Annotated in this window: 13 protein-coding genes, 1 pseudogene and 1 other annotated feature; of the genes and pseudogenes, 6 read left to right on the forward strand and 8 right to left on the reverse strand. The window is 54.5% G+C overall.

Annotated features, from left to right (window positions below; translation table 11 throughout):
* Nucleotides 1–161 precede the first annotated feature (161 nt).
* The 3 genes from ompW to OGV83_RS14590 all read left to right on the forward strand — a co-directional run bounded on the left by ompW (nt 162) and on the right by OGV83_RS14590 (nt 2,745).
* On the forward strand, nt 162–800 hold the full coding sequence (gene ompW / locus OGV83_RS14580) for an outer membrane protein OmpW (protein WP_012132213.1): 639 nt from the start codon (nt 162–164) through the stop codon (nt 798–800).
* A gap of 125 nt (nt 801–925) precedes the next feature.
* Nucleotides 926–1,201, forward strand: a complete 276-nt coding sequence (locus OGV83_RS14585; RefSeq protein WP_115626727.1) for a hypothetical protein — start codon at nt 926–928, stop codon at nt 1,199–1,201.
* Between the two features lie 74 nt (nt 1,202–1,275).
* Entirely contained in the window at nt 1,276–2,745 is a 1,470-nt protein-coding gene (locus tag OGV83_RS14590; RefSeq protein ID WP_200075776.1) for a GGDEF domain-containing protein, read from the forward strand.
* Between the two features lie 51 nt (nt 2,746–2,796).
* On the opposite strand, the gene trpA is transcribed toward OGV83_RS14590, so the two are convergent.
* The 6 genes from trpA to trpL all read right to left on the reverse strand — a co-directional run bounded on the left by trpA (nt 2,797) and on the right by trpL (nt 9,465).
* A complete protein-coding gene (gene trpA / locus OGV83_RS14595) occupies nt 2,797–3,603 on the reverse strand; it encodes a tryptophan synthase subunit alpha (protein WP_012132216.1) in 807 nt (268 codons plus the stop codon).
* Nucleotides 3,603–4,796 carry a tryptophan synthase subunit beta gene (gene trpB / locus OGV83_RS14600; RefSeq protein WP_012132217.1) on the reverse strand — a complete coding sequence of 398 codons (1,194 nt, stop codon included), beginning with the start codon at nt 4,794–4,796 and terminating at the stop codon, nt 3,603–3,605. Before trpB ends, trpA begins: the two co-directional genes overlap by 1 nt.
* Nucleotides 4,797–4,806: 10 nt before the next feature.
* Entirely contained in the window at nt 4,807–6,165 is a 1,359-nt protein-coding gene (trpCF, locus tag OGV83_RS14605; RefSeq protein WP_112002111.1) for a bifunctional indole-3-glycerol-phosphate synthase TrpC/phosphoribosylanthranilate isomerase TrpF, read from the reverse strand.
* A 3-nt stretch (nt 6,166–6,168) separates the two neighbouring features.
* Nucleotides 6,169–7,764 (reverse strand): bifunctional anthranilate synthase glutamate amidotransferase component TrpG/anthranilate phosphoribosyltransferase TrpD, encoded by a 1,596-nt coding sequence (gene trpD / locus OGV83_RS14610; protein WP_286463881.1) that lies wholly within the window; start codon nt 7,762–7,764, stop codon nt 6,169–6,171.
* The gene (locus OGV83_RS14615) at nt 7,764–9,326 is read right to left on the reverse strand and encodes an anthranilate synthase component 1 (RefSeq protein ID WP_058669229.1); all 1,563 of its coding nucleotides are present in this window, start codon (nt 9,324–9,326) and stop codon (nt 7,764–7,766) included. Before OGV83_RS14615 ends, trpD begins: the two co-directional genes overlap by 1 nt.
* Nucleotides 9,327–9,349: 23 nt before the next feature.
* Nucleotides 9,350–9,444: a sequence feature (Trp leader region), on the reverse strand.
* Nucleotides 9,421–9,465, reverse strand: a complete 45-nt coding sequence (trpL, locus tag OGV83_RS14620; protein WP_012905981.1) for a trp operon leader peptide — start codon at nt 9,463–9,465, stop codon at nt 9,421–9,423. It overlaps the preceding feature by 24 nt.
* Nucleotides 9,466–9,600: 135 nt before the next feature.
* Here trpL and rnm point away from each other — a divergent pair.
* From rnm to rluB, 3 genes and pseudogenes are all read left to right on the forward strand, one after another.
* A pseudogene (gene rnm / locus OGV83_RS14625) lies at nt 9,601–10,481 on the forward strand (RNase RNM).
* On the forward strand, nt 10,478–11,098 hold the full coding sequence (locus tag OGV83_RS14630; protein ID WP_012132222.1) for an L-threonylcarbamoyladenylate synthase: 621 nt from the start codon (nt 10,478–10,480) through the stop codon (nt 11,096–11,098). The pseudogene rnm and the gene OGV83_RS14630 overlap by 4 nt, the downstream one beginning before the upstream one ends.
* A gap of 100 nt (nt 11,099–11,198) precedes the next feature.
* Entirely contained in the window at nt 11,199–12,074 is an 876-nt protein-coding gene (gene rluB, locus OGV83_RS14635) for a 23S rRNA pseudouridine(2605) synthase RluB (protein WP_012132223.1), read from the forward strand.
* Between the two features lie 91 nt (nt 12,075–12,165).
* On the opposite strand, the gene cobO is transcribed toward rluB, so the two are convergent.
* Nucleotides 12,166–12,756, reverse strand: a complete 591-nt coding sequence (cobO, locus tag OGV83_RS14640) for a cob(I)yrinic acid a,c-diamide adenosyltransferase (protein ID WP_012132224.1) — start codon at nt 12,754–12,756, stop codon at nt 12,166–12,168.
* Nucleotides 12,753–13,514, reverse strand: coding sequence for a YciK family oxidoreductase (locus OGV83_RS14645; protein WP_047463540.1), 762 nt, complete (start codon nt 13,512–13,514; stop codon nt 12,753–12,755). The genes cobO and OGV83_RS14645 overlap by 4 nt, the downstream gene beginning before the upstream one ends.
* Nucleotides 13,515–13,531 lie beyond the last annotated feature (17 nt).

Here is a 13,531-nt window from a genome sequence, read left to right on the forward strand (position 1 = left end):
TGATTCAAACGGCTTTAACCAGGATTTTAGATGCAAGTTCTAAATTAATCTGGATCAATAAAGGTTAAATTACAGGGCCTAATGTGATCTGTATTGGATCACTTATTACTCCATTGTAGGTATATTCGTGACGCATTTATAACCATAACGATGGAGCGGATATGAAAAAGTTAACAGTGGCAGCCCTGGCAGTAAGTACTCTTCTCTCTGGTAGTGCGCTTGCGCATGAGAGCGGTGAGTTTTTTATCCGTGCGGGCTCGGCGACCGTGAGACCGACGGAAGGGGCAGGCGGAACGCTGGGGAGTCTGAACGGTTTTGATGTCAGTAACAATACGCAACTCGGTTTGACTTTTACTTATATGGCAACCGACAACATTGGTATTGAACTGCTGGCGGCGACGCCGTTCCGCCATAAAATTGGGACAGGGGATACCGGTGATATCGCTACCGTGCGTCACCTGCCGCCGACATTAATGGCGCAGTGGTACTTTGGCGACGCCAGTAGCAAACTGCGCCCTTATATTGGCGCGGGTGTAAACTACACCACCTTCTTTGACGAAGGTTTCAACAACAATGGTAAAGAGACAGGGTTGTCCGATCTGAGTCTGAAGGATTCCTGGGGAATGGCCGGGCAGGTGGGTATGGATTACCTGATTAACCGGGACTGGTTAATTAACATGTCGGTCTGGTATATGGATATCGATACTACCGCAAGCTATAAACTCGGTGGTGCCCAGCAGCATGACAGCGTCCGCCTCGACCCGTGGGTATTTATGTTCTCTGCCGGTTATCGTTTCTGAGTTTATATGACCCATCTAAAAAGCGGGCTGTCATACAGCCCGCTTTTTATATTCTGCTGATTTCAACATCATACCTCTCCCTGAGATGCTATCTTTGAAACAAGCCTGTTTTGAGAGCATTGACGATGATAGTAACTCAAGCCCTTCTGCAACAAAAAATCGCGACCCTGGAATCGATAGTCAGAGATGAAGAGGCTGAGTTCACTTTACAGGCGCTGCGTATGCTGCTGGATGCAATGCATAAGATTGATGTGCTGGAAGAGAATATTACTACGCCCGTCCGTTTACCTTATTGCAGTTCGAGTCCGGTTTGTGAGATTGAAGCTGGGTATGCCGCTGGCGTCAGTGACTGCCGTGAGGCTATTCGCAGGGCGGGATACCCGATTGAAGGAGATGATTAATCACTGAAAACTGTACTGTATCAGCAAAATCTACTAACGTATTCGGCCCCGTGATTCAGGCTTAAGGTGCCTCAGTGAAGATTGTTCAGGACAGCCTAAGAAATAGCCAGGCGTTGTTGATGTCAGCGCTTATCACTTTACTTTTTACTTCACTGTATCTCTTTATTATTTACGAACAACGACAGGCCGTTGTGAATGAAGGGATGAGTCGTCTGCAAACGCGGATGATGGATATTTTCAACGATAACGAACTCATCGCCGATGCGACAGGGGTTCGCTATCACCAGATCAAAAATGCCGGGCAGTGCGGCAACCTCTCAAGGTTTTCCCCCAGAGATGCGGATTCATGGGGTATCAATGCCGACCGGGCGCGGATCCATTCCGCAACGGGCACTATTGTTTCCCGTCAGCCCAATATTAACGCTTTATGTATGTTTGCGGCGGCGGAGTTTATTCGGGATCGGATGAACACCCTTAATCCGGGGGATTATGCCGCGCATCGCTACATTATCGCCAAAGATGCCAGCTATTTTTATTGGTTCACGCCAGCAGATGCAAAACCCTTCTATTTTAGCGACTCTAAAATGGCGGGCGATATCACCGACTTTTTCTTACCGCCCGTGGGCTTTTATACGCGTCTGCTGCAAAAGAATGTCAAATCCAAGTCGCTCAGTTCAACGGACTTTTATACGGACAAAATCACGAATGAAAAAGCGTACAGCGTAGTCAGTTATATTTACGATCTTTCTGGAAAAGAGATCTCCGATCATATCGTTGCGTATCTGGTGTATGACCATTCTAAACCTGAGCTACAGGAGGCGCTGACGGAGGCCTTTGAACATCATATTCCACCCGGCCTTAATGTGGCCCTGGTGCATACGCCCACGCAGGAAAATCTCTGCCTGAGCGGTGATTGCCAGCCTGTCGCCGGGGAGTCCATCCGCGCAATGTCTGCAAAATATGCGTTCCATTCCTCGCTCTCTCTGCATCGGTTCGTCAGATACGACACGCAGGCCGGGATTGCGATTCTGCTGGCGCCATTCTTCTTTATCCTGATCTTCCTCGGCTTAAAATTCTGGCTGAACGCGAGCGACCTGAAGGTGTATATCGACTCGCTGACGGGCTGCTTTAACCGCAAGATCCTTGATATTGTGAAGCGCAGGGATTTAACGCGCAGCTGCGTGGTGCTGCTGGATTGTAATAAGTTTAAAGCCATCAACGACACCTGGGGGCATGTGGCGGGAGACCGGGCGTTGCAGATCATCGCCAACAGAATGCTCTCTAACACCCGCACCAGTCATGACCTGGTGATTCGTACCGGCGGCGATGAGTTCGTTATTTTGCTTTACCGCGCGCAGATCGGTGACGCGATAGCCATCGCGGAGCGGATAACCGGCCAGATAAATGATTATGCATTTATGGTTGATGGTCATGTTGTACCGCTGTCGGTGTCATGGGGCGTCGCAGAAGTAACCCGCGATCTGGATACGGCTATTCAGGATGCGGATAACGAAATGTACAAAATGAAGCAGATGAGGGAATGACGGGATTGGCCCGATAAGCATGGCATTATCGGGCCTGTTGCCTGCGCAATATTATGCGCGGGTCGCGGCTTTCATTGCCGTGACAAACGCTTTCAGCTCGGTCAGCATCTGCCCGGGGTTTGCGACGTTTTTCTCGATGAGCTTAACGATCGCTGACCCGGAAATCGCCCCGGCGGCGCCGGCTTCAATGGCACCTGTAACCTGTTCCGGGGAAGAGATGCCAAAGCCCTGCAACGGGGGCGCGGCGTTATACTCTTGCAGTTTTTCCACCAGATGATGCAGCGGTAATGCGGCGCGGTTTTCTGCACCCGTCACGCCTGCCCGCGAAAGCAGATAGGTATAGCCGCGGCCATAAGAGGCTATCTGGCGCAACAGATCGTCATCGGCATTGGGCGGGCAGATGAAAATCGGCGCCACGTTGTAGCGTAATGCCGCCTGACGGAAGGGCGCAGACTCCTCAACAGGCACATCCGCCACCAGTACGGAATCCACGCCGACTTTCTCGCACTGCGCGTAGAATTCGTCGATCCCTTTGCTGAACACCAGGTTGGCGTACATCAGCAGACCAATCGGAATCGTCGGGTGTTTCTGACGAATCAGCGCCAGCATCTCAAAGCATTGCGTAGGCGTTACGCCTGCGGCAAACGCGCGCAGCGTGGCTTCCTGGATGGTCGGCCCGTCTGCCAGCGGATCGGAGAACGGAATGCCGAGTTCAAGGGCGTCGGCGCCGGCTTCAATCAGCGTATCAATAATGTTCAGTGACTGTTCAACGGAAGGATCGCCCAGGGTCACGAAAGGGACAAATGCGCCTTCCTTGCGATCCTTCAGCTGTGCAAACAGGTTTTCATAGCGTTCCATCAGATTTCCCCTCGCGCTTTCAGAATATCGTGTACGGTGAAAATGTCTTTGTCGCCGCGACCGGAAAGGTTAACGACCAGCAATTGTTCTTTTTCTGGATTTTCACGCATCATTTTCAGGGCGTGAGCCAGGGCGTGGGACGACTCCAGCGCCGGAATAATCCCTTCATGCAGACAGAGCGTTTTAAAGGCTTCCAGCGCTTCGTCATCGGTGATCGACACATAATCGGCGCGACCAATGCTGTTCAGATACGCGTGCTGCGGCCCAACGGACGGGAAATCCAGCCCGGCGGAAATGGAGTAGGACTCTTCAATTTGCCCTTCCTCGGTTTGCATCATCGGTGCTTTCATGCCGAAATAGATGCCTACGCGGCCGTGCTTCAGCGGTGCGCCGTGCTCGCCTGTTTCAATTCCGTGGCCGCCAGGTTCGACGCCAATCAAACCCACGCTGGTTTCGTTGATGAAGTCCGCAAACATGCCGATTGCGTTGGAGCCGCCGCCCACGCAGGCAATCACGGCATCCGGCAGACGACCTTCTTTTTCGAGGATTTGCGCTTTCGTCTCTTCCCCGATCATGCGCTGAAATTCACGGACGATGGTCGGGAACGGGTGCGGGCCTGCCGCAGTTCCGAGCATATAGTGCGCGGATTCATAGCTGCCGGACCAGTCGCGAAGCGCTTCGTTGCAGGCGTCTTTCAGGGTGGCGGAGCCGCTGTGTACAGGGATCACTTCCGCGCCCATCAGTCGCATACGAAAGACGTTTGGCGACTGACGCTCGACGTCTTTTGCACCCATATAGATACGGCATTTCAGACCGAGCAGGGCGCTGGCGAGCGCGGAAGCCACGCCATGCTGACCTGCGCCCGTTTCGGCGATAATCTCTGTTTTACCCATGCGTTTCGCCAGCAGCGCCTGACCCAGTACCTGGTTTGTTTTGTGCGCGCCGCCGTGCAGTAAATCTTCACGCTTCAGATACAGCGTGGTTTTGGTGCCGGCGGTGATATTCTGGCATTTGGTCAGCGCGGTTGGACGGCCTGCATAGTTCTTCAGCAGATCGGCAAACTGGGCCTGAAACTGCGGATCTTTCTGCGCGCTGACGAACGCTTCTTCCAGCTGGCGCAGGGCAGGCATCAGAATCTGCGGGACATACATGCCGCCAAATTCACCAAAGTAGGGATTGAGTAATGTTGTCATGTTTTCTTCCTTAATATGCGCGCAGTGTCTGAAAGACCGAGGCCAGAAGGTGTGCATCTTTGATGCCCGGCTGTGACTCTACACCAGAATTAAAATCGAGACCGGCACAGCCGGTTTTTGCCGCTTCCACGCAGTTGTCTGCGCCTAATCCGCCCGCCAGCAATACGTTGTCCAGCGTTTCACCGTTCAATAACGACCAGTCAAAACGTTGGCCGCTGCCGCCCTGGCCGTTATCAAGAACGTACTTATCAACGTGCTGGTAATCACGAGCAGGCAGTGTGTCGCCCACGCTAAGCGCTTTCCAGATTTGTACCTGTTCCGGTAATGCAGCGCGCAGAGCATCGACATAAGCCTGGTCTTCGCTGCCATGCAGTTGCACGGCCTTGAGCGACAAGGTGGTCGCTTTTTCACATACCTCGGTGATAGCGGTATTGCGGAATACGCCGACATATTGCAGGGGGGCGGCGGCTATCACCTCGCGCGCCTGGTCGAGATTTACGACGCGAGGCGACGAGGGAACAAAAATCAGCCCGCCATAAATGGCGCCCGCTTCGTAAGCGGCTTTTGCATCCTGAGCGCGCGTCAGGCCGCAGACTTTGTTCTCGCCAAGCAACACGCGACGCACGGCGGCGTGCAGATCGGCATGGGACATCAATGCAGAACCGATCAGGAAACCGTTAGCGAAGTGGCTTAGCTCGCGCACTTGTGCATAGGTGTTAATCCCGGACTCGCTGATCACGGTCACGCCGTGCCCCAGTTTTGGCGCAAGCTGACGGGTACGGTTAAGGTCAATCGACAGATCGCGCAGGTCGCGGTTATTAATACCGACGACTTTCGCACCCAGTGCGATGGCGCGCTCCAGTTCTTCTTCGTTACTGACTTCCGTCAGCACGCCCATTTTCAGACTGTGGGCGACGGCGGAAAGTTGGCGACATTGCTCGTCATCCAGTACGGAGAGCATCAGCAGACAGGCATCGGCCTGGTAGTAACGCGCCAGATAGATTTGGTAAGGATCGATGATGAAGTCCTTACACAGAATCGGCTGCGGCGCGATACGACTGACAACAGTGAGAAAGTCAAAACTCCCCTGGAAATATTTCTCATCGGTCAGAACGGAAATCGCCGACGCGTAATGTTTATAAACACCGGCAATCTGCGCGGGGTCGAAGTCATCACGAATCACCCCTTTGGAGGGGGACGCTTTTTTACACTCCAGAATAAATGCGGTACGCGTGCCTTGCAGCGCATCATAGAAATGGCGGGCACTTGGCTGAATCTCATTCTGGAAACTGGCTAACGGTTGTTGTTGTTTACGGGCTTCTACCCAGATCGCCTTATCCGCGACGATTTTCGCTAAAACGGTTTGCATCATTTACCCTCTTGCCGCCAGTGCGGTAACCCGGTCATAAGCTGCGCCACTGCGCAGTACATCAATCACAGTTTGCGCATTGGCCTTTAAATCTTCCTTACCATGCAGGCGCATTAACATGGCGACATTCGCAGCGACAGCGGCCTCGTGAGCGGCTTCACCTTTACCTTGTAACAAGCGGGTGAGAATGTCACGGTTTTCTTCCGGCGTGCCGCCTGCCAGCTGTTCCTGGTGATACGGGGTGAGGCCGAAGTCTTCCGCCGTGAGCTGGTAACTCTTGATTTCACCATCGTGCAGTTCAGCCACAATGGTTGGCGCATGCAGCGACACTTCATCCATACCGCCGCTGTGAACCACCGCCGCACGCTGATAACCCAGTACCCGCAGAGTTTCGGCAATGGGCAGCACCAGCTCCGGGCTGTAGACGCCAATCAGCGCCAGCGGCGGGTGAGCCGGGTTGATCAGCGGCCCCAGCACATTGAACAAGGTGCGGGTTTTAAGCTGTTGGCGAACCGGCATCGCATGACGGAAACCCGTATGGTATTTCGGTGCGAACAGGAAGCAGACGCCCAGGTCGTCCAGCGCCTGACGCGATTTATCGGCGTTCATATCCAGATTGATACCGAATGCCGCCAGCAGATCGGACGAACCGGATTTACTGGAGACGCTGCGGTTGCCATGTTTGGCCACCTTCAGTCCACAGGCCGCCGCCACAAAGGCGCTGGCGGTGGAGATATTGATGCTGTTGCTGCCATCACCGCCGGTGCCGACAATATCGGCAAACAGATAGTCCGGGCGCGGGAATGGCGCGGCATTTTCCAGCAGCGCGGTAGCGGCGCCAGCGATTTCATTCGGATGTTCGCCACGCACTTTCATACTGACCAGCGCCGCCGCCAGTTGTTCTGGCTTCAGTTCGCCACGGACCACGGCAGAGAAAAGCTGGTGGCTTTCCTGCTGGGTCATGGTTTGCGCCTGGTACAATTTTTCCAGAATCGGTTGCAGCGTATTGGTCGGCTCCAGTTTTTGTTGCGCCCAGGCCAGCGTTTGTTCCAGCAACAGCGCACCTTGCGTAGTAAGAATGGACTCCGGGTGGAACTGAAAACCGCAGACGCGATCCGTGTCGTGACGCACCGCCATCACCATGCCGTTAAAATGGGCGTTAATCGTCAGCCCCGCAGGCACGTTGCTGCCCACCAGAGAGTGATAACGAGCAACTGGCAGCGGGTTCTCCAGACCGGCAAACATCGCCTGTCCGTCATGTTCAATGCTCGACGCTTTACCGTGGAGAATCTCGCCCGCCTGACCGACGTAACCACCGTAGGCTTCAACAATCGCCTGGTGTCCGAGGCAGATGCCGATAATGGGCAGCTTGCCACGCAAACGGGTCAACAACTCCGGCATACAACCGGCTTCGCTGGGGACGCCTGGCCCTGGAGAAAGCATCAGCACCGGGTTTTTCATCGTCGAAAGACGGTCGATTAAGGTCTGCGCCGGGATATGGTTACGGTAAATCACCACATTGTGGCCGTTGGCCCGTAGCTGATCTGCCAGGTTGTAAGTAAAAGAGTCGATGTTATCGAGCAGCAGAATGTCAGCCATTAGAAAATCTCCTGTGCATGGTGCGCGGTGGCAATAGCACGCAGAACCGCGCGCGCTTTATTACGGGTTTCGTCGGCTTCAGACTGCGGAACAGAATCCAGCACGATTCCGGCACCGGCCTGTACGGTGGCGATGCCGTCTTCCACCAGAGCAGAGCGAATCACAATGCAGGTATCGAGATCGCCATGCGCGGTGAAATAGCCCACCGCACCGCCATAACTGCCGCGACGACGCCCTTCGGCACCGGCGATAAGCTGCATGGCGCGAACTTTTGGCGCGCCGCTCAGCGTGCCCATATTCATACAGGCGCGGTAAGCATGCAGCACATCCAGATCGCTGCGTAATTCACCCACCACGCGGGACACCAGGTGCATAACGAACGAATAACGATCGACTTTCGTCAGGTCGGCAACGTAGCGGCTGCCGGGAGTACAAATGCGCGCCAGATCATTACGCGCCAAATCGACCAGCATCAGGTGTTCAGACAGCTCTTTATGGTCGGTGCGCATCTCCAGCTCAATGCGGCTGTCGAGATCGCGATCCAGCGAGCCGTCGGCACGGCGACCGCGCGGGCGTGTGCCGGCGATGGGGTAGATTTCAATCTGGCGACTGGTCGCGTCGTACTTCAGCGAGCTTTCCGGGGAGGCGCCAAACAGGGTGAAATCGTTATCCTGCATAAAGAACATGTATGGACTTGGGTTGCTCTTTTTCAGTACGTAATAGGCCGCCAGCGGTGACGGGCAGGGTAATGAGAAGCGGCGGGAAGGCACCACCTGGAAAATCTCTCCTGCGCGAATCGCTTTCTGCATGGTACGCACAACGGCGCCAAACTCTTCGTCGCTCTGGCTGCATTCGCAGCGCATTTGCGGCACTGGTGTAACGGGCAACGGCGGCGCGGGTTCGGTTAATTGCTGCGTCAGCTGCGCGAGGCGCGCCGTCAGACGCTGTTTTTCCGCTTCATTATCGGTAAAGAGGCTTGCCTGAATACGGGTGCTTTTCTTCTGATGGTCAATCACCATCAGCGTTTCCGCCAGATAGAAGCAGTAATCCGGGCAGCGATTACCGGCTTCCAGTTGCGGTAACGCTTCAAATCCCGCCACCAGGTCATAGGCAAACAAACCGCCGAAAAACATGGCTTCGCGCTCTTCAGCAGGCACATTCACCAGGTTCTGCAACAGACGGAATGCGTCAAATACCGACAGCGAACACAGACGCGCATCCTCATCTAACAGCGGACTTACTGCGGGAAAGCGCAGCTTCCGGTTGCCGGGCTGCGCTGTATTTTCAACACCTGCGGGCAGCGCGGCATCCAGCAGCGGGAGCAGGGATGCGCCGTTATCCGTTAACGCTTCGATAGTGACAGTGTCACCCAAAGCGGTAATGCGCAGCGCGCTATCGACCAACAGCAGGCTTTTCAGATCATTTTTACTGTCGATATCAGCGGATTCCAGCAGCAGCGTTGCCGGGCGGTCGCCACAAACCTGATGGAACAACGCCGTCGGGTTCTCACGGTAGGCGGCATTGCAGGAAAGCAATTCGAGTGTTGGTTTTTGTATTTGCATCGTTATTCTCATTCATTCTGTTCAAAAAAAAGCCCGCTCATCTGGCGGGCCGGGTATCTGGTTGCTTATTGCAGACGTCATACACTGCCCGAAATCAGGAAGTGCGCCACCAACCGTGCAGTACGAATGTTGCTTTCATCTCAGATACCTTCTTCATGTGAACTTGCGTACTAGTTAACTAGTTCGATGAAATAAAGTCAACACCTGATTTCAGTATATTTGCCGGAACCGTTATGATGTTTGTGAAAGAACATTTATTAAGACGGGAGCCGCCTTGAGCGACACGAATTACGCAGTGATTTACGACCTGCACAGTCATACAACGGCGTCCGATGGTCGGTTAACGCCAGAAGCGTTAGTACATCGTGCGGTAGAGATGCGAGTCGGCACACTGGCGATCACCGATCATGACACCACAGCCGCTATTCCGGCGGCAAGAGAAGAAATTTCACGTTCCGGGCTTGCCCTGAACCTGATTCCTGGCGTGGAAATTTCAACTGTCTGGGAAAATCATGAGATCCATATTGTGGGTCTGAATATCGACATTGCGCATCCGGCGATGTGCGCGTTCCTGGCGGAACAAACCGAACGTCGTCAGCAGCGTGCGCGTCTGATTGCCGAGCGTCTGGAGAAAGCGCATATTCCTGGGGCGTGGGAAGGCGCTTTGCGGCTTGCCGACGGTGGGGCCGTGACGCGCGGGCATTTCGCCCGTTTTCTGGTGGAGTGCGGCAAAGCCGGGAGCATTGCCGATGTTTTTAAAAAATACCTTGCGCGTGGGAAAACCGGATACGTTCCGCCACAGTGGTGTACAATAGAACAAGCTATTGATGTGATTCATCATTCTGGCGGTAAGGCAGTATTGGCCCATCCGGGCCGCTACGACCTTAGCGCTAAGTGGCTGAAAAGGTTGATTGCGTATTTTGCGCTGCATCGCGGTGATGCGATGGAAGTGGCGCAATGCCAGCAGTCGCCCAATGAGCGAACCCAACTGGCGACCTATGCGCGCCAGCACCATTTATGGGCATCACAAGGCTCTGATTTTCATCAGCCGTGCCCGTGGATTGAACTGGGTCGCAAGCTCTGGCTGCCAGCAGGCGTCGAAGGCGTATGGCAGCTGTGGGAAGAGCCACAAACACCACAGTGAGGGAAGTATGAGCCAGTTTTTTTATATTCATCCTGAAAACCCGCAACAACGGCTGATCAATCAGGCGGTTGAAATTGTGCGTAAAGGCGGGGTGATTGTTTATCCAACCGATTCCGGCTATGCGCTGGGTTGTAAAATCGAAGATAAAGGGGCGATGGAGCGCATCTGTCGCATTCGCCACCTGCCGGACGGGCATAACTTCACGCTGATGTGTCGGGATCTGTCTGAGTTATCGACCTATTCGTTTGTCGATAACGTTGCTTTTCGCTTAATTAAAAACAATACGCCGGGCAACTACACTTTTATCCTGAAGGGAACGAAAGACGTGCCGCGCCGCCTGTTACAGGAAAAACGGAAAACAATCGGTCTGCGCGTGCCGTCGAACCCGATCGCGTTGGCACTGCTGGAAGCGCTGGGCGAACCAATGCTCTCCACCTCGCTGATGCTGCCCGGCAGCGAATTTACCGAGTCCGACCCGGAAGAGATCAAAGACCGCCTGGAAAAACAGGTCGATTTGATCATTCACGGCGGTTACCTCGGCCAGCAACCGACCACGGTGATTGATTTAACCGATGATTCCCCGGTTGTCTTGCGCGAAGGCGTTGGTGACGTTAAACCTTTCTTATAAGGGCGCAACTCTGTATACTACGCGGCCTTAAAATGGCGCTGTAAAGCGCCGTTGATTCTCCTGTTCGACGCCTGTGAAGGCGACACCTGAAGGAAGCTCTATGAGCGAAAAGTTACAAAAAGTGCTGGCTCGCGCTGGCCACGGTTCTCGCCGTGAAATTGAATCCATTATTGAAGCAGGCCGCGTAAGCGTTGACGGCAAAATCGCCACGCTTGGCGATCGCGTTGAAATCACGCCGGGTCTGAAAATCCGTATCGACGGTCATCTGATCTCGGTGAAAGAGTCTGCGGAACAAATTTGTCGCGTTCTGGCCTATTACAAACCAGAAGGTGAGCTGTGTACCCGTAACGACCCGGAAGGTCGTCCTACCGTTTTTGATCGCTTACCGAAACTGCGCGGCGCTCGCTGGATTGCCGTAGGTCGTCTGGATGTGAATACCTGCGGTTTGCTGTTGTTCACGACGGATGGCGAACTGGCGAACCGTCTGATGCACCCGAGTCGTGAAGTTGAGCGTGAATACGCCGTGCGCGTATTTGGTCAGGTTGATGACGCCAAGCTGCGTGACCTGAGTCGTGGCGTTCAACTGGAAGATGGCCCGGCGGCGTTTAAAACCATCAAATTCAGCGGTGGTGAAGGTATTAACCAGTGGTACAACGTCACGCTGACCGAAGGGCGTAACCGTGAGGTACGTCGTCTGTGGGAAGCGGTTGGCGTGCAGGTTAGCCGACTGATCCGCGTGCGCTATGGTGATATTCCATTGCCGAAAGGGCTGCCGCGCGGTGGCTGGACTGAACTGGATCTGGCGCAGACCAACTATCTGCGTGAGCTGGTGCAGCTGGCGCCGGAAACCACCTCCAAAGTGGCCGTGGAGAAAGACCGACGTCGTATGAAGGCGAACCAGATTCGCCGTGCGGTGAAGCGTCACAGCCAGGTTGGCGGCGGTCGTCGTTCAGGCGGTCGTAACAACAACGGTTGATGCTGAATGCCCGGTGGCGCTTACGCTTACCGGGCCTATGTTTTGCCTGTAGGCCGGATAAAGCGTTTACGCCGTCATCCGGCACCGTTTCCTAATAATCAATTCCCATCTGGGCCTTTACGCCCGCTTCAAAAGCATGTTTGACCGGACGCAGCTCGCTGACCGTGTCGGCCAGTTCCAGAATATCGCGATGACAACCGCGACCGGTAATAATTACCGTCTGATTCTGCGGACGGGCATTTAAGGCATTGATGACCTCTTCAAGCGGCAGATAGTCATACGCCACCATGTAGGTCAGTTCATCCAGCACGACCATATCCAACGTTGGGTCCGCCAGCATACGTTTGCCATGTTCCCAGACAGCCATACAGGCTGCGGTGTCGGTTTCGCGATTTTGCGTTTCCCAGGTGAACCCGGTCGCCATCACCTGAAACTCCACGCCGTGGGGCTCCAGCAGATTGCGCTCGCCGTTAGGCCATGTGCCTTTAATGAACTGCACTACGCCCACTTTTTTACCGTGGCCGACGGCGCGCGTTGCGGTGCCGAATGCCGCCGTGGTTTTGCCTTTACCGTTGCCGGTAAACACGATGATGATGCCGCGTTCGTCCTGCGCCGCCGCAACGCGGGCGTCGACCCGGTCTTTCACACGCTGCTGGCGTTGTTGATAGCGTTCTTCAGTCATTGGGCGATTCCTGGTTTACGGCCCGGCTGGGCATCAAAAGTCATACCGGTTTTACGGCGGCTGTCGTCGCCCATCAGCCACAAATAGAGGGGCATGATATCGGCGGGCGTTTTTAACTTCTGCGGATCTTCCGTAGGGAAGGCGCTGGCGCGCATACTCGTGCGCGTGCCGCCTGGGTTGATGCAATTTACACGTAAGGGGTGGTTCTGGTATTCGTCTGCCAGTACCTGCATCATGCCTTCGGTGGCGAATTTAGAGGTGGCGTACGCGCCCCAGTTGGCGCGTCCCTGACGACCGACGCTTGATGAGGTAAAGACCAGCGAACCGGCGTCGGATTTAAGTAATAAAGGAAGCAGCGCCTGGGTCAGCATGAATGTCGCATTGACGTTAACCTGCATAACATCCTGCCAGACGTGCGGATTTTGTTCGCTCATTGGGCAGATATCGCCCAGTAACCCGGCGTTATGCAGAACGCCATCCAGTCGTGGATAGTGTGCCGCAATCCGCTGGCCTAACTGGTGGCATTCTTCAGCGGTGCAGGTCAGTAGATCCAGTGTAAACCACTGTGGCAATGCGCCTGTATCTTCGGCGACAGTCTGTGCGACCTGACGCAGTTTTTCTTCATTTCGACCCAGCAAAATAACGTTTGCGCCGTAACGCGCATAGGTGAGCGCGGCTTCGCGACCAATGCCATCACTGGCGCCAGTGACCAGAATAATGCGATTTTGCAATAGATCTTGTTTAGGTTGGTAATGCACGGCTACTCCTCGGCGAC

It is taken from the genome of Citrobacter sp. CK189 (assembly GCF_030333505.1).
In the GTDB taxonomy this organism is placed as follows: Bacteria; Pseudomonadota; Gammaproteobacteria; order Enterobacterales; family Enterobacteriaceae; genus Citrobacter_B; species Citrobacter_B koseri.